Annotated in this window: 17 protein-coding genes; 6 read left to right on the top strand and 11 right to left on the bottom strand. The window is 60.9% G+C overall.

What is annotated here, in order from left to right; translation table 11 throughout:
- Positions 1-258: 258 nt before the first annotated feature.
- The 6 genes from CI41S_RS04450 to CI41S_RS04425 all read right to left on the bottom strand — a co-directional run bounded on the left by CI41S_RS04450 (position 259) and on the right by CI41S_RS04425 (position 9,139).
- A complete protein-coding gene (locus CI41S_RS04450) occupies positions 259-2,091 on the bottom strand; it encodes an ABC transporter ATP-binding protein (RefSeq protein ID WP_139857595.1) in 1,833 nt (610 codons plus the stop codon).
- Positions 2,091-3,083 carry a glycosyltransferase family 2 protein gene (locus CI41S_RS04445; RefSeq protein WP_139857594.1) on the bottom strand — a complete coding sequence of 331 codons (993 nt, stop codon included), beginning with the start codon at positions 3,081-3,083 and terminating at the stop codon, positions 2,091-2,093. Before CI41S_RS04445 ends, CI41S_RS04450 begins: the two co-directional genes overlap by 1 nt.
- The gene (locus tag CI41S_RS04440) at positions 3,080-6,019 is read right to left on the bottom strand and encodes a trifunctional glycosyltransferase/class I SAM-dependent methyltransferase/polysaccharide deacetylase (RefSeq protein ID WP_139857593.1); all 2,940 of its coding nucleotides are present in this window, start codon (positions 6,017-6,019) and stop codon (positions 3,080-3,082) included. Before CI41S_RS04440 ends, CI41S_RS04445 begins: the two co-directional genes overlap by 4 nt.
- Positions 6,016-7,179 (bottom strand): glycosyltransferase family 2 protein, encoded by a 1,164-nt coding sequence (locus CI41S_RS04435; RefSeq protein ID WP_244626400.1) that lies wholly within the window; start codon positions 7,177-7,179, stop codon positions 6,016-6,018. Before CI41S_RS04435 ends, CI41S_RS04440 begins: the two co-directional genes overlap by 4 nt.
- A 12-nt stretch (positions 7,180-7,191) precedes the next feature.
- Positions 7,192-8,175, bottom strand: coding sequence for a UDP-glucose 4-epimerase GalE (galE, locus tag CI41S_RS04430; RefSeq protein WP_139482388.1), 984 nt, complete (start codon positions 8,173-8,175; stop codon positions 7,192-7,194).
- A 646-nt stretch (positions 8,176-8,821) separates the two neighbouring features.
- Positions 8,822-9,139: a hypothetical protein gene (locus tag CI41S_RS04425; RefSeq protein WP_139857592.1), complete on the bottom strand. Its 318-nt coding sequence runs from the start codon at positions 9,137-9,139 to the stop codon at positions 8,822-8,824.
- 569 nt (positions 9,140-9,708) lie between these two features.
- Here CI41S_RS04425 and CI41S_RS04420 point away from each other — a divergent pair.
- The 5 genes from CI41S_RS04420 (at position 9,709) to CI41S_RS04400 (ending at position 15,231) form a co-directional block, all read left to right on the top strand.
- Complete coding sequence (locus CI41S_RS04420) at positions 9,709-10,923, top strand: glycosyltransferase family 4 protein (protein ID WP_139857591.1); 1,215 nt, start codon at positions 9,709-9,711, stop codon at positions 10,921-10,923.
- Entirely contained in the window at positions 10,923-11,915 is a 993-nt protein-coding gene (locus tag CI41S_RS04415; RefSeq protein WP_244622245.1) for an NAD-dependent epimerase/dehydratase family protein, read from the top strand. Before CI41S_RS04420 ends, CI41S_RS04415 begins: the two co-directional genes overlap by 1 nt.
- Positions 11,916-12,019: 104 nt before the next feature.
- Positions 12,020-12,847 (top strand): FkbM family methyltransferase, encoded by an 828-nt coding sequence (locus CI41S_RS04410; protein ID WP_139482385.1) that lies wholly within the window; start codon positions 12,020-12,022, stop codon positions 12,845-12,847.
- Positions 12,834-13,889 (top strand): glycosyltransferase family 2 protein, encoded by a 1,056-nt coding sequence (locus tag CI41S_RS04405; RefSeq protein WP_172627911.1) that lies wholly within the window; start codon positions 12,834-12,836, stop codon positions 13,887-13,889. Before CI41S_RS04410 ends, CI41S_RS04405 begins: the two co-directional genes overlap by 14 nt.
- Before the next feature lie 7 nt (positions 13,890-13,896).
- Positions 13,897-15,231, top strand: coding sequence for a hypothetical protein (locus CI41S_RS04400; RefSeq protein ID WP_139857589.1), 1,335 nt, complete (start codon positions 13,897-13,899; stop codon positions 15,229-15,231).
- Between the two features lie 30 nt (positions 15,232-15,261).
- On the opposite strand, the gene CI41S_RS04395 is transcribed toward CI41S_RS04400, so the two are convergent.
- The 5 genes from CI41S_RS04395 to CI41S_RS04375 form a co-directional block, all read right to left on the bottom strand.
- Entirely contained in the window at positions 15,262-16,080 is an 819-nt protein-coding gene (locus CI41S_RS04395) for a polysaccharide pyruvyl transferase family protein (protein ID WP_172627910.1), read from the bottom strand.
- Between the two features lie 59 nt (positions 16,081-16,139).
- Complete coding sequence (locus CI41S_RS04390; protein ID WP_139857587.1) at positions 16,140-16,997, bottom strand: glycosyltransferase family 2 protein; 858 nt, start codon at positions 16,995-16,997, stop codon at positions 16,140-16,142.
- Between the two features lie 105 nt (positions 16,998-17,102).
- Positions 17,103-18,608, bottom strand: coding sequence for a lipopolysaccharide biosynthesis protein (locus CI41S_RS04385; protein ID WP_172627909.1), 1,506 nt, complete (start codon positions 18,606-18,608; stop codon positions 17,103-17,105).
- Between the two features lie 426 nt (positions 18,609-19,034).
- Positions 19,035-19,940 (bottom strand): beta-1,6-N-acetylglucosaminyltransferase, encoded by a 906-nt coding sequence (locus tag CI41S_RS04380; protein WP_139857585.1) that lies wholly within the window; start codon positions 19,938-19,940, stop codon positions 19,035-19,037.
- 320 nt (positions 19,941-20,260) lie between these two features.
- Positions 20,261-21,394, bottom strand: a complete 1,134-nt coding sequence (locus CI41S_RS04375; protein WP_139857584.1) for an acyltransferase family protein — start codon at positions 21,392-21,394, stop codon at positions 20,261-20,263.
- Between the two features lie 269 nt (positions 21,395-21,663).
- Between CI41S_RS04375 and CI41S_RS04370 the strand changes: the two genes are divergently transcribed.
- Positions 21,664-22,470: a galactosyl transferase gene (locus CI41S_RS04370; protein WP_139857583.1), complete on the top strand. Its 807-nt coding sequence runs from the start codon at positions 21,664-21,666 to the stop codon at positions 22,468-22,470.
- Positions 22,471-22,541: the final 71 nt, after the last annotated feature.

Below are 22,541 nucleotides of genomic sequence, written 5' to 3'. Positions count from 1 at the left end.
ACTTCAGGACAAATTGAAGTGTGCGCCTGAATGCACGTACTCATATGCAATGACTGCGAAGGTTCCTCCGGCGGAACAGCGTGCAACAAGCGCTCAACTCGCACTCAGTTCTGCAGTCGAGCGCCCGGCTTTGATCTGATCCGTGGTACTACGGACGTGATACTACGGATGAGGAAGTGATCGCGGCACGTCGATATGCGGGGTTGCAGCATACTCGAGCCCTGGTGATCCGCGCTGAATGATTGCGCGACGACGAGCTCAATGTCCGGCTCTGCCGGTTCCCACGCGAAGGTTCCGGGAAAAGACATTGCTGGAGTCCGCAAGCAGCTTCGCCGGAGCTCCTTCCGCGCAAACCCGGCCAGCCTCGAGGCACACCACGTGATCCGCGTCGAGCACCGACTCCAGACGGTGGGTAATGAGCAACAAGGTCCGCCCGTTGAGCTGCTGCTGGATGGCGCGCTTGACGCTCTCCTCCAACGAACGATCGAGTGCGCTCATGGCCTCGTCAAGGATCAGGAACTCCGGCTTGCGCACGATCGCGCGGGCCAGGCCAAGACGTTGTCGCTGGCCACCCGAAAAGCGGGTGCCGTGCTGCCCGATCCAGGAATTGTACTTGTCGGGCAGCGCCTCGACCATTTCCGAAATGCCCGCGACGCGGAGCGCGTCCAAAATCTCCTCCTCCGATGCGTCGTTCTTCGACATGCGCACGTTGTCGATCACGGTGCCTTCGACAAGGTCGACGTCCTGGCCGGCAATCGCGAGCAGGCCAAGCCATTCCGTCCGGCGAAGATCCCCGATAGGACGATCATCGACCCGGATGCATCCCTCAGTCGCCGAATAAAGACCCAGCAGAAGATTCACGATCGTGGTCTTGCCCGCCCCGCTCGCGCCGACCAGCGCGGTGATCTTGCCCACCGGAATGTCGAAGGAGACGTCGCGAAGCGCCGAATCGGATCGGGCATCGTACCGGAAGGTCACGTTGCGGAACGAGATCTTGTCGACCAGCCTGCTGATCGCGAGATGTCCAGGCTTCGGATATTCCTTGTCGTCCTTCGCCAGCATGAGGCGGATGGAGCGCAACTGCGGTTCAATCTGCGCCATGTACAACAGGCTTGTCTCCAGCTCGCGCATATGCGGCTGCAGTCGGTAGAGCAAGGCAACCGCGGTAAGACTGGTAGCGAATCCGATTCCCCACATGTTGGCGGACGCGATGACAAGGCAAAGCACCACGAGATATCCGACTTCCGTAAGCGGAGACACCAACGCTGATAGACGGGCAAGTCCCAGCGCGACCCGGCGCGCTTCCGCAGACGCGCCCTCGAAGCGCTCCTGATGCACCTTCTCCTGGCCATAGGCACGGATCGTCCGCATGCCCTGAAGCGTCATCAGCATGTGCTCTCCCAGTCTCTGATGAACCAGCTTCACTCCGCTGCCCAGCTGCTGCATCGGCCTGGAAAGATGACGCATCCCGGCCGACACGACCATCGAAGCTGCGACAGCCATCACCGTAATCTTCACCGAGAGCGCAAGGAGAAACGACAGGAAGAGAAAGATCGAACAGGAGCTGACGATGATCCGGGTAAGGCTGCTGTACGCCCCGGAGATCAACCATGTTTCGGTCCCGAGGACCTCCATCAGGTAGGCCTCATCATGGCGCTGAAAGAACGAGTATGAGGTCGACAGATACTGCAGATGGACGCGGTTGCGGGCGACTTCGTTGATCTGCTCGCCGACATGTGCGCTGATCAGCGTATTGGCGAAGGCCAGCGCGCCACGCACTATGATGAGGAGAAGTACCACCAGAGCGGTTTCAGTCGAGCTGTGAAACCAGCCGGTCGCATGCCGAAGCGCATCGCCCAACACGCCGCTCGTCGACGTCGCGAGCTCGACCTGGCCCATGGCGAGGTAGAAGAAGAGCAACACGAGCGTTATCCCGACGGTCTCCGCCAGCGATGAAGCCACGCCAAGCGCGATCAGCAGCGGCGTAGCCCAACGCGGCAGCGGGGCCACCTTGAGCAGCCGCCACAATTCGGCCAGTGCCGCGCGCCGCGCGGCTCTCGGCCTCTTCATGTCGTCCGTGTTTTCTGCCATCAGGATTGACTGGGGTCGCCGATCAAGAACGACGGCAAGGGCCGTCGGAGCTCTCTGTGTCGCAGGCTGAGGAACGTCCACCATGTCGCGGAGACGATATCCCGCGGCAGGCCAAGCGCTGCCACCCTGACAGCCAGTGACGGGTTCCGTCGGAATAGCAGCAGGAGGACCGATACAAAGTACTGCAAGCGGCCGCCGGCCAGCGCTCTGCGAAGCAGCCACCGGGCGTAGTTGCTGACTCCGCGGTCCAGCAAGGCGGCGCGATCGGGATGCCGGGCCGCCATCTCCTCGGCGACCAGCATCCAGGAGCGGAACATGCGCGTCATGTCGCTGGACATGTTGTTCGGCAGGTAGCGGTAACCGATCTGATATTCCGGCACCACCGCGAAGCGATAGGATTCCGCGACGCGGCAATAGAACAGCAGATCTTCGCAGCCCTGAGCACCCGACGCCCGGAGGCCACTCTCGAATCCGCGTGCCGTGATCAGGGCTTCCCTGCGAACCATCGCCGCACTTCCGTTACCGATGAAGTTGCCCTCGAACAAATAATCCAGCACCTCGCCAGCATGAAACACCGGATCGGACTTAACGCTCACGCGGCTCTTGGCATCGATCCAGGCGTACCAGCTATAGACGAGACCTGTTCGCTCCCCCCCGTCGATCATGGCCTGGAGCTGCCGTTCGACCTTGCCCGGCGTCCACAGATCGTCGGCATCGATGAACGCGATGAACTCCGCACGCGCGGCCTGCCAGCCGGCGTTGCGAGCGGCCGCGACGCCGGCGTTGTCCTGCCTGATGATCGTAATGCGCGCATCGCGATCCGCATGCCGCTCCGCGACCGCAAGCGTGTCGTCGGTGGATCCATCGTCCACTACGATGATCTCAAGCTGATCGTGCGATTGCGACCGGACGCTGCGAAGCGTCTCATCGATCGTCGCTTCGGCGTTGAACGCTGGAATGACGACACTGACCAGGCACGCATTTGTACTCATTGATACTGCTCCAAGCAGTGCACAAACGCCTCCAGACCATGGTCGCCTCTCACCTCGATGCGCGGAAGGTCGAGTAGATCATCCTGCAACCCGGCAGCCCGGTCGACCGTGTTGAATATCGCCTTATAGCCGCACTCCGCCGCGAGAATTCGAAGCCGCTGGTCGGTGCATCCAAATGGAGCCGCAAGCGACGTCATCGGTCGCTCCAGCCAGGTCTCCAGCTGTATGCGGGATCGCAACAGTTCCTCGGCGAGTTCTGCGCTTGAAAGCCTGTCGCTTCGTGGATGGCGTGCGAGGTGGCTGCCAAACATCGCACCTTCTCCGGCAAGTGCGATGATCCTGTCGACATCCATCAGCGGTGCCGGCGTTCCGAACGATGCATCCCATTCGGCCCGCGCGCCAACCAGATCGGTGACGATGAACACCTCCGCGGAAAGGTCATTGGATTTCAGTATGGGCCACGCCTGTTCGGCAAAGTCCTGATATCCATCGTCGAATGTGATCAGCAGCGGCCTGCCCTCAAAGGGGTAGTTGTTGGCAACAAACCATGCGAGCTGTTCCGAGTTGATCGTGTGGTAGCCATTTCTCCGCAGCCACAGCATCTGGTCCGCAAAGAGATCCGGATCGACGCGATAGCGCGCAAGCTGCTCCGGCCCATCGGTTGCGATTCGATGGTACATCAAGACCGGAACGTGCGAGCGCCGCTCCGATTGCCGGACCTCCGATCGCCGCCTGACGGCGCCATGCCGCACGACAAACCGCGCAACCTCGCTTTCGATCGGTGCATCGATCCCGGCGGTCGTCACCTGCGGGTCGGGCCTCATCTCGCCGGGCGCAAGGCGCTTGTAGCGATCGACGCGATAGAGCTCGGTCTGCATCGATGCCTCAAGCGCAAGCTCGGGCAACCGCGCCATCACCCGTGCAATCGTCTCGGCCCCGTACGGACTTTCCCAATCAAATCCGGTACGAGAGGTGTCGTCCTTCAGGACGTAACTATGAGCCGAGATGAGATGACCGCCGGGACGCAAGGCCTGCGCAATTCGTTGCACGACACCCGCCAGTTCGGCTTCGTCGTCCAGGTAGTAGAGCGCCTCGGAGCAGCAGATGAGATCCATCGAATCGGGGAGACGGTCGGCCGACAGATCAAGCTTGGCGAAATCCACATTGCGGATCCCTTGGCAACGCATGCGCGCCCGCTCCAGCGCGGTCGATGAAATATCGGATGCCGTGAGGTGTCCGATCCTTGGCGCCAGTTGCCGACTAAAATGCCCTTCCGCGCACGCCAGCTCGATCGCACGTTCCGGCCGCTCAGGCGGCAACAGTTCCAGTTGCCGCCGGTACTTCTCCTGCTCGTAGGGCGAGCTGTAGTTCCACGGATCTTCCCTCTCGAAGAACCTTTCCCAGAACAACTCGCGTCCAACGTCGCGTGGACCTGCTTCAAGCGCATGGCTCTCGCCTTTGTCCGGAACGGGCACGCTTGACGCAAACCGCGGTCTGACTTCGCCGGACATGCGGCCCTGCAACACCTGCAGCCGATGCTGGTGGCTATCGGGCCCTCCCCGCGCAAGTCGCCCTATTCGCTCTATCACCTTGGCGAGCCGGCTCAGATGTCGAAGTCGCCATCGCCTGCCCATCCGTACCGGCAGGTGCGCAAGGTGTGCGCGAACCAGCTTCACCCAGAACTCGAAATCCACCGCCCCGAGCAATCCGACATCGAGCAAAGCCAGGACTTGCGGTCCATCGCAAATGTAGGCGTAGAGCCGGTCCACATGTTGGGGCGGACAAAACGTCGGAAGTTGCCGAAGGTCGACGCGGAGACCCACCGTCAAGGCGAGCTCGCGCGGCGCCGACAGGTCATCATAGTCGAGCAGCACGCGCTCGAATCGATACTGGGTCCTTCGGGCTTCGCCCGGGTCATTCCAGACCTTTCCGATTGCAGTGATCAGCTTGGTCACACGGGCGCCGAATTGCGGCCAGCGACCGGCCAGTCTCTCCGGCGTTGCACGAGCCCCCACCGAGATTGCGTCGAGCAGGCAAAAGGCGATCTGATCCACCGCGGTGGCCGATTGCGGTATCTCGGCAAGCACCTCTCTGGAAAGGCGGTTCTCCCTTCCGCGCCCGCAATCAATGCCCCAGCACCAAAGTGCAAAATAGGCCTGCGCTGCCGCCTGCGGCCTGCCGCCGGCACAAGATGCTCCGTTCCGATGTTCCACCGCCGGCTTCTTCACCCGCTGGTCGGTGGAAAATCCTCGCGCAATAACGGCGGTCCCGTCAGCCAGCATCTGCTGGACGTTGCCGGACAGCGAATGCTCGCTCGACCAATAGTAGCTGAGCAGCTCATCGACATGAATCCAGTTGCCGCCGGTTCGCGCAATCCGCTGCCAGAGATCCCATTCCTCGCAGGTACGAAGATTGGCGTCAAAGCCGCCAACGCCCACGACTGCGCTTCTTTTGACAAGAACGCTGTGAACCGCGACGGGACAACTGCGCGCGAACGCTTCGAATGGATTGGCCGCAACCGCTGCATTGCTATAGCGAGGCGTTTGGCCGCCATCAGGCATCACGCGACAATGATCGCAGCAAGCGGCGATCGCCGAGGGATCGCCGTCCATCGCAGCGTTCATCTTGATCAGAAATTGCGGGTCCATCCAATCGTCGCTGTCGAGAAACAGCATCCGTTCGCCGTTTGCGCTGGATAGGCCGACATTGCGAGCCGCCGATACACCCCGTCCGTCAGATCGAAGCAGAATGAAGCGGGGGTCCCGCGCAGCATATCCGGCAACGATTGCCGGCGTTGCATCCACGGAGCCGTCGTCAACGATCAGCGCTTCCCATCCTGGATCGGTTTGGGCCAACAGGCTGTCGAGCGTTCTAGCGATGGTCTGCTCGGCATCGCGCGAGGGGATTACGATCGAGGTAGGTGAACCGGCCGTCATTCGCGCTTCCCCTTGCCGTGATAGAAGCGGAATCCTGACGCACAGCCGGCGATCTCCTCCTTGAGGAAACGGTCGGCGATACGCTTGCGACCGATCGCCCTGCGAAGCAGTCGGTAAGCATACCATGTCGGAAGATACAGATACGCACGCACCCGGTTCCCCTGGAGAGCTGTTCGCTCATGTTGGACCAGCAGCGCCGCGACATGGCCCCGCATGTAGTAAAAGATCTGGCTCGCGAGCCCCTCGATCGTGCGTCGATGAGAGTGGAACGCAACGGAGGACGGCGCGTAGCGGCAGGTGTACCCGTTTGCGAGTAGCCGGTACCAATATTCCGAATCGCCGGAACATCCGGCCTGGCCGACGTCGAGACGTTCGTCGAACAAACCGATCCGCTCGAACACGTCGCGGCGAAACGCCATGCTGGCCCCAGCACCGATTTCCCACGCCGGAAACGCGTCCCTGCGATGCGACTTGAAGCTGGAACTGTCGAAGTCGCGCTCCAAATAGCCCTTGCCAAATCCCCAATAGGTCTCGAAGTGACGCTGCGCCTCGGTCGCGAGTTCTGCCGGAAGGACGAGCCCGGTCACGGCGGCGACTTGCGGCCGATCGAATGCCGCCACCAGCCGCTCCAGCCACTTCGGATGAAGCAAGACATCGTCGTCGGTGAAGGCCACGATGTCGCCGGTTGCGCGAAGCACGCCTGCATTACGGGCGATATCGAGCCCAGGCCTGTCTTCGCGTATGTAGATCACTCCCGCCGCCAACGCGACATCGTGCGTGCGCGGATCCGATGACGCATTATCGACAACGATGATCTCGCGCGGCCGGTAGCTTTGCCGTGGCAATGACGCAAGGCATGCGGCGAGTTGATCCGGCCGGTCCCGCGTACAGATCACCACGCTTGCGGAGACAGTCGGCCTGACTTGTCTCTGCAGCTCGTGCCCGATAGCCGGGATAAAGTCGGCGTCGATGTGATCGATATGCGTGCCGATCTGCCATCCCTCATGCATCAGCACGTGACCGATCGGTCGGTCGCCGTGCCAGAACACGGTCATGCCGTCGCGCAATCCAGCTCCGACAATGTCCGCTGGCGACGTCACCGCGACATGCGTGACCCCCTCGCCTAGCGGCAGGTCTGCGATAGAAGGGAGCATGGTCATGTCGTTGTTGCGTCAGGCCGGCGGATGGCGATCTCGCCACTCAAGTGCAGTCTTGATGATGAAGTCGATATCGGATTGCTGCGGCCGCCAGCCGAGCTCTCGCTCGGCCTTCGCGAACGATGCGACGAGCCTCGCGGGATCGCCTGCCCGGCGCTCGCCACGGCGCACGACCGGCTCTCGCCCGGCGGCGCGCTTCACCGCCTCGATCAATTCAAGCACGCTGGTGCCGACGCCGGTTCCCAGATTGAACACATGGGTGCCACGCCGCTCGAGCAGCATTTCGCCTGCAAGCACGTGGGCTCGCGCCAGATCGTTGACGTGGATGTAGTCCCTGATGGCGCTGCCGTCCGCCGTCGGAAAATCCGTGCCAAGTATCGTAAACGGCCGATCGGTACGGCGCGCAGCTTCGATCGCAAGCGGGATAGCGTGAGTTTCGGGATCATGCCGCTCGCCAATTTCACCGTCAGGATCGGCACCGGCCGCATTGAAATAGCGCAAGGACACCGATCCGATTCCGTAAGCCCGACCAAAATCCTCCAGCATCCGCTCGATGATCATCTTCGACCAGCCATAGGGGTTGATCGGTGCCTGCGGATGACTTTCATCGATCGGGACGTGCAGGGGGATACCGTAACTGGCGCAGGTGCTGGAGAACAGTATGTGACGACACCCTGTTGCACGCATCGCGTTCAGCAGCGCAAGCGTGCCGGCGGTGTTGTTCTCGTAGTAGATCGCCGGATTTTCGACTGACTCGCCCACATAGGCAAACGCGGCGAAATGCGCGACCAGATCCGGCCCGTGCGTCTCCAGCGCTTCCCGCACCGCGAGTGGATCGCGAACATCGCATTCCACCAATGGCCCCCAACGCACCGCGTCACGCCACCCGCGCGAGAGGTTGTCGAGCGTCACAACATTCCAGCCTGCGCTGGCGAACGCCTTGCAGCAATGGGAGCCCACATATCCCGCACCGCCGGTGACCAGTACTGTCCTGGTCATGCCCACTCTCCGGCGTGGTAACAGCTCGGCTTTCTGATGCAACAGGTGATCGGCCATGCAAGTCGGCGACACGATCGCAACGACGAGAGGCTATCGCGCACATACATCATGACGGCATGGCCTTCGGAAACTGGGAGCACGCTAAAAACTCGATTGTCTGCCGCCGAAATCGGATTGGCATCACTCGTCGCGCAATGTTTTCCTTCAATGTGGCGCGGCAGTGTTTCCGGTTGACCGCCAACCTATCGGTTCAAAATGCGGCTTCTTCACGATGAACGCACGCCACCATGCACTACGGACACTCCGGCTCACATTCGCGGCGTTTACGGCGCGAATATTGTGCAGGGCTGCACGCTATGTCGTCGGCGCCCGCCCATCGAAGTTCCACCATGTCAGTTGCGACGACAACACGCTTGCCGCATCACTGCGCACACATGTGCCTCTGGATGAGCATATTCACGCCTGCAATTGCGGCTGCAAAGTTCCGTCAACAAGTTCCGTCAACAGGTTCCGTCAAGCGGCGACAATGTGGCGGCTCGCGCATGAGCGCATCAATCCAGCGTGTGAAGAAAATGGCGACAGGCACATTCCCGAGCGGTTCCCGACGATCCAGCGATGTCATCCGACCGGTCGCGGGAGTTCAAGGTTAGTGCTGTGCAAGCTCATCCGAGGGATAGTAGCGCGCCTTGCGCGCCTCGGACAAAACCTCTCCGGTCGCCGACTTGGCCTGCGCCGTCCATTGGTACACGCCCGGGTTGCACGGTGCGAAAGTTCGAAAGGTTCCAGACGGCAATATGCCATTCTGGGGAATGGGTAATTCCTGCCCGCCCATCTCCCTGGCGCCCTTAGTCAGCGTCAGCGACAGGCGCTTGGCACCTGCGGGAACATTGCGGAGATGAAACTCCGGATTCGGGAACAGCGAGACGCAACCCTTCTCTCCCCCCCAGGAGAAATCCAGCGTCATGGGATCAGCGAAGGCTGCATGACATCCAGCCAGCCATCCGGCCAGGGCCACAACAACGCACCTAGATGACATAGGACCCCCAAGGAACGATCTATTCGAAAGGCGCACTGCACGCGTCAACCTCAGTGCAACCGGGCGACGAGAGCAAGACGATATAATGTGCGGCGCGAACGCGGGATCAAGCCACCGACGCGTAGGCACTCCTTATGTGGCCGCTTTGAGGCAAGGACGCATGCCTCGACGAATTTTGAGCACGCGTGTTGCGGTCGCTCGCCGTTGCCGTCACTTGGCATCGATTTTGAATTCACACCGACACAAGATCTTCTTAGTCGTCGAATAGAAGCCGCGATCATGCCTCACTCAGCTGTTGTCGAGTATTCGAGCAGAGTGCCTCCGAAACATGAAGCCCACAGGCACGCCAGGTTGCGTCGCGTTCAACAAGGTTCGAAATTGAGGATAATGCAAACCGACGACAGACAGCTTCGATCCACCGACATGCGTCGAACGATCCTGCGCTGCGAGCATCTTAGTGACGGTCACGTGCCGGTTGCGGGATTGGCGGTGCGGTTGTGAAGATCTTTGTGCACGACTACGCGGGCCACCCGTTCCAGGTCGATCTCAGCCGCGAACTGGCTTTCCGGGGGCATGAAGTCAGCCATGCCTACTTCCACGGCGATCTCGGCCCAAAAGGCAAGCTGGCGAGATCGGCTGCCGATCCCGCCCATCTCTCCTTTACCGGCGTCAAGCTGTCACGTCCCTACGACAAGGCGTCTTTCGTTCGCCGCCGATTCGACGACGTCGCCTACGGCAAGGCGGTTGCGAAATTGGTGCATTCGGACAAGCCGGACATCGTGATATCGGGCAATACGCCGACGGAAGCGCAATCGGCCATCGTCAACGCGTGCAAGCAGACCGGCTCGAAGTTCGTGTTCTGGGTTCAGGACTTCTACAGCGTTGCCGTCTCGCAGCTGTTGCGCAAGAAGCTGGGGCCGCCCGGTGCCATGGTCGGAGCCTACTATCGGTTTCTTGAGCGACGCCAGTTTCAGAGTTCCGATGCGGTCGTCGTTATCACAAACGCGTTCTCGCCGCTTGCAAGCAAGTGGACCGGCACCGAAGACAACGTCTTTGTGATCGAGAACTGGGGTGCGTTGAATGACATCGCACCTCACCCCAAGGACAACGCCTGGGCCCGCCGTCACGGGCTGCACGATTCGTTCAACTTTCTCTATTCGGGAACGCTCGGGCTGAAGCACAATCCCGATCTGTTGGTGCAACTCGCCAAGATGGTGAAAGGGCGCGCCAATGTCGTGACCGTCAGCCAGGGCGTTGGCGTCACCCATCTCGAGCAGGCCAAGGCCGAGCTCGGACTGGACAATCTCGTCCTGCTGCCGCTGCAACCTTTCGAGGATCTCCCGATGGTGCTCGCTACCGCCGACGTCGCGGTTGCGACGATCGAACCGGAGGCAGGAATATTCTCAGTGCCCTCAAAGGTGCAATCCTATTTCTGCGCCGGACGTCCAGTGCTGCTTGCCGCGCCGCAGGAAAATCTCGCTTCCGATCTGGTTCGCCGCAATGGCGCCGGATTAGTCGTCGATCCCGTGGATCAGGCGGCCTTCCTGGAAGCGGCGTTGCGGCTTCTCGATGATGAAGTCTTGAGAGCAGATGCAGCCGCCAAAGCAAGGTCGTTTGCGCTCGAAAACTACGACATCAAATCGGTGACGGACCGATTTGAAACAGTATTTGACTATGCAATCGGTTCGGGAACTGTGGAAAGGAAAATCTAATGGCGACGAAGAACATGTCCACCGCGCTCGTCTGCGGCGCGGGTGGCTTCATTGGCGGGCACCTGGTCAAGCGACTGAAGCGTGAAGGCTTCTGGGTGCGCGGTGTCGACCTGAAATTTCCACCATTCGCGGAGACTGAGGCGGATGATTTCGTAGTTGGCGATCTTCGCGACCAGAGTTTCTGCAGACAGATCACCGATCGCAAGTTCGACGAGGTCTATCAGCTCGCGGCCGACATGGGCGGCGCCGGCTACATCTTCACCGGCGAACATGATGCCGACGTGATGCATAATTCGGCAACCATCAACCTCAACATGCTCGATGCCTGCCAGAAGCGGAACGTGCGCGGCATGTTCTATTCGTCGTCGGCCTGCATGTATCCGGAATATAACCAGAAGGACCCCGACAATCCGAATTGCGCCGAAGATTCGGCCTATCCGGCAGCGCCCGACAGCGAATATGGCTGGGAAAAGCTGTTTTCGGAGAGATTATATCTCGCCTACAACCGCAACCATGGCATGCGGAACCGCGTCGCGCGCTATCACAACATCTTCGGGCCCGAGGGCACCTGGGAGGGTGGCAAGGAGAAGGCGCCCGCCGCGGTGTGTCGCAAGGTTGCCCAGGCCGCCAGTCATGGCGAGGTCGAGATCTGGGGCGACGGCACCCAGACGCGCTCGTTCCTCTATATCGATGAGTGCCTGGAAGGCACCATTCGCCTGACCCGGTCGGACTTCGAAGGTCCGGTCAATGTCGGCTCGGAGGAGATGGTCACAATCAACCAGCTTGTCGATCTGGTGTCCGACATCGCCGGGAAGAAGGTGATCAAGAAGCACATTCCGGGTCCGCTCGGCGTGCGCGGCCGCAACTCGGACAACCGTCTGATTGGCCAGAAGCTCGGTTGGAAGCCGTCCGCGACACTCCGTTCCGGTCTGGAGAAGACCTATGAATGGATCGAACGCCAGGTCCGCAGCAATATCAGGGCCGCCGCCTGACGGGCGGCCCGACCGGCCGGGCTCACGAGACAGGAGAACGTTCGCGCGGAGCTGGGCCAACAATCATTTTGAAGACTTGATGGGCAACCGATAGGAGCTTCGCAATGATTGCAGACCTGATTTACGACGTTGGCCTGCACAAGGGCGAGGATGCCGCCTTTTATCTCAAGAAGGGCTTCAAGGTTCTTGGGATAGAGGCCAATCCGGAGCTCGTGCAGCATTGCCGTTCGCGATTTCGCAACGAGGTCGCGAACGGGCAGTTGCGGATCATCGAGGGCGCCATCGCACCGGCGTCCGAGGGACCCGCCATCCCTTTCTACATGAATTCGGACTCCGTCCTCTCCACCATCAACAGGAACAGAGCCGAGCGCACCGAGAAACTGGGCCACAAGAGCGAATGCGTCGTGCTGCCTCGCGTCGACGTTGCCGATGTCTACCGCTCCTGCGGCGTGCCGTATTTTCTCAAGGTCGACGTCGAGGGCGCCGATCATCTGGTGTTGGAGGAACTGAAGCAGCAACCCAATCGCCCTCAATACATCTCGGTCGAATCCGACAAGGTCGACTTCGACGAGGTGGAGATCCAGCTCGGCCTCTTGCGCGACCTTGGCTATCGGAAGTTCAAGGCAGTGCAGCAGCAGCGAATTCCTGGATCGCGGGTCGACACCACGGCGCTCGACGGCTCAAATGTCGCGCATGTCTTCGAGGGCGGCGCTTCCGGTCCGTTTGGCGATGACCTCGGCAGTCAATGGTTGGACTTTGACGGCATCATCCGCCGCTACCAATCGATATTCCGGGATTATCGCTACTTCGGCGACGACTCCCTGCTCGCCAAGTTTCCCGTTTTGGCCTTGCCGTTCAAGGCGGTCTACAAGCTCGGCACAGGTCACCGCGGTTCGCTGCCCGGATGGTACGATACACATGCCAGTCTGTAGCGGGACCGCTTCCGACACTATCGAGGTCAGCCTCCCTGCCCCGCGACGGGCGCAGGACCCGATTGCGGACACCGATCCAACCAGAGAGATCGACGTATCGATCGTCATCTGCACGCGCAACCGTGCGCGCCGTCTGTCGGGGACGCTGGGCGCCCTGCAGGCGTTACGCACCGATAAGGCCTACGAGGTAATCTGGGTCGACAACGCGTCCACCGACGATACAGCGGCCGTGCTGCAGCGCGCATTCGCCAACGACCCGGTGTCGAGACAGACCCTGTGCGAGCGGATCGGACTCGGCGCTGCCCGCAATCTCGGCTGGGAAAACGCCCGTGGCAGAATTGTCGCCTTTACTGACGACGACTGCTATCCTGCGCCCGACTATGTTGATGCGATCCTCGCGGCGTTTGCCGATCATCCCGGCGCGGGCGTGATCGGAGGCCGCATCCTGCTCCACAATCCGAACCACGCCAGGATCACGATCGAGGAAAGCACAGCGCCGCGGGTCTACCCCAAGCGGACTTTTGTCAGGGCGGGGACGCTGCAAGGTGCAAATCTTGCATTTCGGCGCGAGGCGCTGCAGGCGATCGGCGGCATCGATCCCGATCTCGGCGCGGGCACGCGCTTTCCCTGCGAGGACATTGATGCGGTGACCGCGGTGCTGTGGGCCGGATTCGACGCCTGCTTCGACCCCCGCCCCACCGTGCAGCACGATCATGGCCGCGTCGATGCGGACGTGCCGGCGCTGCTCAACTCGTATGATCGCGGCCGCGGCAGCTTTTATGCCAAGTATATCCTGCGGCCCGATACCCGCACGACCTTCATCCTGCGCTGGCTCAGCTCGACCTGGCGCCGGCGCGACTGGCAAGGGCTTCGTACCTTGCGGACCGAGCTGCGCACGGCTGGCCAATACGCCATCGCCAAACGCAAATTTGGCGCGCTAGCACTGGCCCTCCCGTTCGGCCTTGCCGCGCTGGCAGTGCAAGCTCTCGTGTCCTTTGGGTTCTCGTCCGGGCGCCGCCTTTGGGAGACAAGGAGCCGGTGAAGCCGAGATGATGCGCGCGACGCGAAGGACGCTGCTCAAGGGCTCGGTCGGACTTGCATTGACGGCCATCGGCCCGCTCACGGTTTTCGACACAGCGGCCGCAGCAGACGGCGTCTTGTCGTTTGGCGACGCCACCATCACCGTGGTGGACACCACTGTCGGATCCGCCGAACTCTGGGCGGAAGTGCCGGTCAAGCTCACGGCGCCGACCACCTGCACCATCGTGCTGGAATATGAGACGCTCAACGGCAACGGAACGATCGGGGTGTTGCCGGGCACGGCGACGGCTGGCGCCGACTTCGTCGTGGCTCGCGGCTTTCTGGTGTTTCAGCCGGGCGAGCAGGTCAAACTGGTGAGAATCCCCCTTGTGCGGCCGCTCGAGGCAGGCAAGTCAATCATTCTCCAGATATCGGACTACGGATATCCGCTGTTCGGCTTTGCCCACACCGCCGGCGAGGTGAGATCGAGCGAGCAACCCTCGATCGCCACCGCGTATGCGAATGACGAGGTGGCGCTGCCGCCGCTGCCTTCGCACGGCTCGGTGATATTTTCGGATCGTCTGCTCGATCGCGATTTCGCTAGCGATGACGGACATTCGCCCAGCGGCGCGCCATGCTGGCAAAGCCGTCTTGCCACCGGACGCCGCCAGGACGGCAACAGGGAATTGGGTTACTATGCCGATCCGGCACTCAACCCGGAAACGACGGTGTGGGGAATAGATCCGGCAACGGGCTGCCGCTTCATCCAGGCCGAATATCACGACGAGGGGCTGTCGGATGGACAGGGCGGAAAACTGGCGCCGGGTTGGCGGAAGGAAACGCCGTTCCGATTCTCTGCTGCGATAGTGACGTCGCGGACTCTCTTCAACCGCATCACCATCGATAGCTACGTCGAGTTCGATATCAGAATGATGAAGGTCCCGGGCAGTTGGCCGGGGCTATGGCTGCTGCCCGTCGCCCCCGGCTGGCCGCCTGAGATCGACATTCTCGAGGCCTACATCACCGCGTCGCCGCAGTATCGGGACGACGTCATATTCTCCAGCATTCACTGGAAGGGCGAAAAGGGACCCGACGCCCGCGGCGCGGCGATGCCGCTGGGGCTGGTGGAAGACGGCGCCACCCTGTTTTCCCGGTTCAACCGCTTCGGCTGCCTGATCGGGAAGCAACAGATCGTCTACTACTTCAACGACAAGCCGTATTGCGCCATGCCGAACCTGGTCGGCGCCGGGCCTTGGTACATGTTGATGGATGTTGCCGTCGGCGGTCCGGCGGGGGAGCCGAGCGATCCCGGCGCCTTTCCCGCCAGACTGTATATTGCCGGCGTCAAGGTGATCCAGTTCTGAAGCCTGTCGCAGACGCGCGGCGGCTCGCGTTCAACGATCAAAATCTCGCCGGATCTGATCGGCCGCTTCCTCCAACTTCACGACGGCCCTCGCTAGCGCGATATCGGAGCTGAGTACCGGCTCCATCTCGCTCAGCCGCCGCAACCCGCGCGCGGCAACATAGGGCAGCGTGTCATTGGCTGCTCCGACCGCCAGTTGAATCAGCCGATTCTTGCTGGACATCCAGTTGCCATCCCTGCCCGTCTTGGAAACCCAAAGGTCGTGCAACGTCGCGGGAAAGGTCGGGTACGGTCTGAGATTGATCTCGAGGGCGCCGGCCCAATCCGACCATTTGAATCGATGAGACCGGTGGAACGGAAGAACCGGCACCCACGGCACCCGCAGCGCGTCCGCCACGATGGCGCCGTGCATCGCCTCGGTTATGACCGTGTTCGAGGCCTGGATCATTTCGAGGACCCGATCGACCGGCCAACGCGGATCGATCAGTTCGACGTCAGCCAACTCGCAGGCCCTCGGCCAATTGCCGTTCAGCAGGCTCTGCCAATGCGGAATGTAGCTGAACTTGAAGCGTTTCGGGACCTCTCTCTTCATGTGACGATTGACCAGCACAGCGGCATCGGCTGCGACCAGCCGCTCGTCGAGTCCCAGCGCCTGCGCGGTCAGCGGTCCGCGGACGCAATAGAACTTCCAGCGCTCGTCGAGCCGAGGCGCCGCGGTGTACTGCCCGAATCCCGATCCAAACACCACTTTCATGGCCTGCTGCGGATGGTGGTCGAACAGGACCGACCCGATCGCGAGGAACAGGACCACCTCGTCTTCATCGAAGAAGCGCGGGAAAACCTTCGGCATCAGCGCGTTGTTCAGATCGTCACCGAAGTTCGGTGCGATGCTCCGATAGTAGTAGAGTTTCATGATCGCGCCTGACGCAGCATGGTCGAATAATATTGCACGGCTCCTCCGAGCAGCGGACCCACAGCGGCGCGCTTCCTGATCTGTCGGCGGATGTCCCGCGCGATCTCCACGACCGTCGCGGGAGCATGCGCGGTCAAGAGGTGTTTGGCGTACACGGCGCCGGCGCCGATGTCGTAGTAGTGCCCGCGAACGAACGCTTCGCTGTCAAAGCGGCCGTGATCGTGGGCCACGCTCGGCTCCGGGAAGTACCCGCCCCTCCAGCCGGCATACGACGCTCTGACGGCGACTTCCCATTCCTCGCCGGCAAACGGAGTGCCGGCGCCAAAGCGGCTGTCGAACAGGCCGGCATCGGTCAGGCACTGACGCCTGAAGGCCATGTTGGACCCTTGGACGAAGCCGCGCTGAACAAAGGTGGACTGGGAAAGTATCTGCGTCGTGGTGCTGGTGTTGCAACCAAGCGGCGACTGCCGCGCGTCATACGGCAGGATCCTTCCGGAGCCAAAGCCCAATCCGGGATCTCCCGCGAATATCGCTCTCCAGGCGGATGCAAAGCCGCGATCAGGGTAGCAATCATCGTCGATGAAAAGGATCACCTCGCCGGAAGATGCGGCAATCCCGGTATTTCGCCCGGCCGAATTGCCCGGTTTGGTCTCCAGGATGGCGCGCCACAGAGCTGGGTTGGCCGCGCAGAACTCCTGCATGGCCGCGAAGGTGCCATCCGTCGATCCGTTGTCGACGAGCACGACTTCGACGGCGTCAGCGCCATCCATCGACCGGATCTGGTTCAGACACTCTCCGATGGTCCTCATCCCATTTCGGGAGCACAGGATCAACGTTAACGCAACTTCGTGCATTCTATTTGCTCGGGCCTTGGCCAGGTTCGAGAAACGACAGACATGTAATGCAGCGAACGTCGGGCGTCATTATGATCATTGAGGCAGGTGGTGCAATCGACATATTCAACCAGGCGTCGACGCCACTCCCCGGTGTCCTCGCGACTTCGACCCGATAGATCCGGCGAGCAGCCTCGCGACATCCATGGCCTGGTCTCTGGCAATCACCAGCATGGTCGCAAGATATGACAGTGCTCCGGCGGCAATGCAGATACTCAGCGCAACAACCGGGGGAAGCTCAGGAAGAACATGCCGAACCGCGGCAATGACCGCTACCATGACTACGCTTGAGCCAGCCGGGCCGACGAAGACGCGCAGATACTCCGACACCGGCTCCGACAGGAGCCGAGAGGTCTTGACCACGGCAAACGGCCATCGAGCGATGGTCGCGATCAGGACGGTGGCCAGTAGCGCGGTCACACCGAACCTCGACATCACCACCAGAATGCCCAGGGTGACTATTCCGGCGGCAAGTTGATAATAGAACCACCAATGCGCATGCCCGCGGCTGTTGATGAGGCTTCCCTGAATCACACCGATACAGGCCATCAGACCCAAGCCACAATACAGCCGGATCGGGTCAACTGTATCGATCCAGCGCGATCCGAATACGACGGGAACCGCGAGGTCCGCCACCATCGCAAACCCGATGAAGACCGGAAACGACAACGCCGAAGACAGAAATGTCGCCAGCAGGAAGCCCTTCCTGACCCGATCCACATTCTCCTGGATGGACGAGAACATCGGATGGGCCACCGCGCCGATCGGTGTCGCCAGGACGCTGAGGATCATTTGGAAGAGATTCCGGGAAAAGGCATAGATACCCGCCTGATGCGGCCCCAGATAAAGTCCCACGATCGCCGGATCCGCCTGCGTCGTCAGAGCCTGCATGGCACGGGTCCCCGACGAAAACGCGCCGTACCGCGCGAGCGATTTGAGCGCATCCAGACTGATGCGGAATTTCGGCCGCCAGCACGCGCCCCACATCGCGGCCACCGCCGCGGTGACCGATGAAGATAGTTGCGCGATCAGGAGCGCCCAAACACCATAGCCGGCCAAGAGAAGAAGCACGGTCAGCGCGGCCGATACCATCGTCGCGAGCAATGTCCGACCGGCAATCAATTCAAAGGACATTCTTCGCGTAATGATGGCCTGCGGGACGATGCCGGCGGCATCCGCGAACAACCTGAGCCCTGCGACGGGCAGCAGCACGGCAACCCATTCCGAGCCGAGCATTCGACTGAACGGTCCACTGCAGATCGCAAGCACGGCATACGCGATCAGCGCGCAGACCGATGCAGCCCAGAACGTAGAGTCGAGATGAATATCGTCCACGGACGACCTCTGAACGATCGCCTCGGCAAAACCCGTCGGCAACAGCACCGCGAGCAGTGCGACCAGACTGCCGGCAAGGGCGACGACGCCGAATTCCGCCGGACCGAGATAGCGCGATGTCACCAGGAAAACGAGAAAACCGGCGAGCGATGGAATGACCGAATTGACGCTCGACCAGAACACGCCCCGGATCGCGCGAACGGCGTGTGTACGGTTGCCAGGCTCCGTGCCTACCATCAGCAGTGTTCTTCCCAGCTCGTGATGCTTCGGGCGCTGTAACCGGCGGGCGCGATCAATGCATCGAACCGTGCAAAGATCGGCTCGCGCGCAGCCGACTGGCCTGCGGGCAGCTTCCGACATCCATGCGACTTGATTGTCATCAAATGGTCCTGGAACGGGGATCAGCCGAACATGCGCCCGGCCCGGGCCGCGCGACCCGTGCGCCGCCAATCAGCCGAGGAGACCGCTGGCAAGCAATCCGACCTGCACATGCAGGAGACATGCCTGCCCTTCGCGACTTCTGTGCGGATCAACGCTTTACCAGCTCCGAAATGCGACCAAATTGCAGCAGAGACGCCGCGCCTGAGATGATCTGCGTCGGGCAGACATAGTCTGCGCACGGTTTCCTGCGCCATCAAATGCGAGCAATGCGACGAGAGCGTGTCACATACGCGCATTCCGTTGCCGGATCATGGCCGCAAGTTGATCGGAGACTGCGGCGTCGGTGACCTTGCGACAAAACAGCAGCTCACCGGAGCCGTAGATGCCATCGATCCTCATGCGGGGATTGGCGCGGAACATCGCGATGTGGCGCTCGCCGATCTCTGACGGATTTGCTCCGCCTCCGCTCCAGTCCGAATACGTGATGCTGCGCCGCATGTTCGAGCGAAACGGCGAGTTCGCAAGGATGGTCTGAAACACCATCTCATCCGGCACATGGGTGTTCTCATAAAACTTCATAAACTTCGGATGATGGGCGGCGAATCTCTGAATGTAGATGCAAGCGTCGCGCGTCAGAGCCCACCATTGGTTGCCGGCGTGGGGGACGAGCTCGCCCAACCACCTCTTGTAGTCGCGCGCCAGCGGCATCACGCCGAGTTCTCCGAGCAGCCTGCGGCTCTTGCCGACCCACCAGCCGACTGGTCCCGGACGGCCCTTATAGCGTGTCAGGCGGGATAGCGGCTTTGCGGCAGCCTCGGACGGCATCGCAATCGAATCGATGAATTCGATGCCATTGTTCTGGCGAAAGAAATCCTCGATCTCTCCCGCCGAGCGCAGCGGATAATCCGTCCCGCTGATCAAGACCAGATAGTCGAAGCGGCGCGGTGATGCCAAGGCCGTCTCCATGAGCACAAGGGCCGCCCTGATCAACGAATAGTCACTCCACTGACTCGGAATTCGATTCGCCGTAAAACTCGCTTGGGAACCGACCGCCCGCCGGAACGGCTCGATGTCGGAATGGGCATCGATATGCACAAACACCTCCGACGACGGAGCCTGGAGTTCGCGAACCAGCCGGGCAAGCTGCTCCGGCCGGTCGTGGGCAAGAATGAGATAGGCAACATTCATCTCTTGATCCGTCCCGATATGGTCACGCGATCGCGTGACGAGAGCGCTGGGGTTCAGTGACGAAGTCAGAACGCTGGTGGGCCGTGCCCAAAAATCGTTATGAGGGTTGCCGATTCCGCAACCTGGTCTCGCAATCGAGCTTCAACGGAAGCTCACACTTAACGCAACGCCGCCCGCCGGGATCCCCGGCAGTCTTCTTGAGGACCGCAGACTGCAGAGCGCCTCTGCGTCACGGGCATTCCTGACGTGGCCAGTTCCGCGAGAGGAAGGAGTCCGCTCCATAAGACTTCGCTCAGGAATTAGGCAGAACAGTGCCCGCACTACTCTCCCGCCGACTGGACCACCGAGACCGACGAGCCAGCCTCCCGCAATCGCGGGCGCGTACCTCCGCGCTCGACCGCGAAGACAGTAAGAAATCGCGAGCGTAGCCAACGTGTCATCGGGCGCTCGATCTTGAAGTAGACCACAAATCCCACCAACAGCGAGGCCGCCGCAGCGAAAATTGCAAATGACGCGAACTGCAGCACGCCTTCCAACGGAAGCCGAAGAAACAGGCGGCGAACGACGAAGAGCGTCAGTGCGTGCGTGAGATAGATCGAGTAGCTCGCATCCCCCAGCAACCGAAGCCATCCGATGTCGCGAATCCTGAAGGATCGTTCGGCCGCGATCGCACCGACCATGATCAATGCTGCACATAATCCGTTTTGTAGGAACAGGTACGGAAGCCGCACGACATGTGCCGCGAACAGCGCCAGAAACCCTATCGGCAACAGCAGCCAGACATTGGGAATCTTCCCGTTCAGGAACAACCATCCCAACACGATGCCCGCCGCAAACTCCAGCATCAGCGGGTGCGTATACATCAGGAGTGGGTGCGTATAGGTGTGAAAGATCGATTCATCGGTCGAGACAAAGAATCCGAACACAACGAGCAGCGAAATCAGACAAAGCGAGATCAGCAGCGGCTTGCGAAAAAAGAGGCCAATCGCAAAGATCAGATAGAAGAACATTTCGAAATAGAGGGTCCAGCCCGGATTCAGCACCGGCCAGATGGTGCCGGAAAAGATCGAGCTGTGGTGTGGAACGAACATCGCGGAAAGCATCACGTCGTTCGCGAGCGCCAAGCCCGGCTTGGCGCCTCCGAACAGCAGAAGCAGACCCACCGCGCAGAGCGTCAGGACCCAGTACAGAGGCGCGACCCGAATGAGCCGCAATCCGACGAAGACCGCGGGCGATTCAACCCGCGACGACACGTACATCACCACACCACTGATGATGAAAAAGATGTCGACACCGGCTTCTCCCATGTCGAACGTCTCGAGCGGATTGTACAGATTCGGCCATGGATTTCGGATGTGGTGCAGGACCACCATCACCGACGCGACGCCGCGCAGATACTGGATGGTCAATAGCTGCGTGGAAGATTTTTGATCCAGCGCCGTTCCAGGAGTCATCAGCCGTCACATCGAAAAGGGAGAAAATTGCGCTGAACCGTTCAGCAGCAGCGGATTGTTCCGAAGCTGGTCAGGAAGCGTCCGAAGATTGGACAAGAGGTCCTTGCACACGCAAGAGGCATCTCGCTTCACAGCTTTGCCACAAACCTCCCGCTGAGAGTTCATGTGAACTTGCTGCTATGCATCTACTACGCCAACGGGGCATGCTACCTTGGCGGAGCCATCGCGCGATGCGCACCAGAGCCCACGACGTCCATGCGAGACAATTCATGTTGACCTTCATCATACCGGTTCGCCATCCGGCAAATTCCAAGAACTGGGACGCTCTCAAGGCGCGGCTTGCGCAAACCATAACATCGATCTCGGGTCAGAATAGTGACCGCTGGCAAGCCATCATTGTGGCGAACAAAGGTGCAGACCTCCCTGATCTGCCGAAAGGCTTCTCCATCGAACGCGTCGATTTTGCACCGAACCCGCAGCACGACCGCATTGCCACTGACGATATTGAGGTTTTTCGCGATTTCTTCCGTATCGACAAGGGGCGCCGCGTGCGCGCCGGAATGCTGGCCGCACAGAACATGACTTTCTTCATGATTGTCGACGACGACGATTTCGTCAGCTCCCGCCTTGCCGAATACGTAGCGCAGCATCCCGATGAAAACGGCTGGTATATCGATCGCGGCTACATGTGGAGCGAAGGCACCCCGCTGCTCGGGGCCATTTCAAAGTTCTTCATGCTGTGCGGCACGTCCCACATCATCAACGCCCGGTTGTATGATCTGGAGAAGCTCAAGGGAAACGATGCGGACGAGTACCTGAAGCGCATGCTTGGCGGCCATATCGCCGTCGCCCAGGAGCTGGCCACGGCGGGCACCCCGCTCAAGGCGCTGCCCTTCTTCGGCGCGATCTATCGCGTCGGCCATGCGGGAGCCCATAGCAACTCCCCAGGGCTGATCGCAACTTTCTTCAAGAAGGCAACGCTCGCCAATCCGCTCCGCTTCATCAAGACCGCGCTGTCGCTCAGGCTCCTGACACCGAAACTGCGACGCGAATTCTTCGGAGCCGAGCGCGCCTAGCCAACAGGCGCCATGCCACCGTCCATCGGTTGGCATGGATGACAGCGTGGTGCGATCGGCCCCTCCCCCGC

The organism is Bradyrhizobium ivorense (genome assembly GCF_900696085.1).
Taxonomy (GTDB): domain Bacteria; phylum Pseudomonadota; class Alphaproteobacteria; order Rhizobiales; family Xanthobacteraceae; genus Bradyrhizobium; species Bradyrhizobium ivorense.
This window is presented reverse-complemented; position numbering and strand designations above follow the sequence as displayed.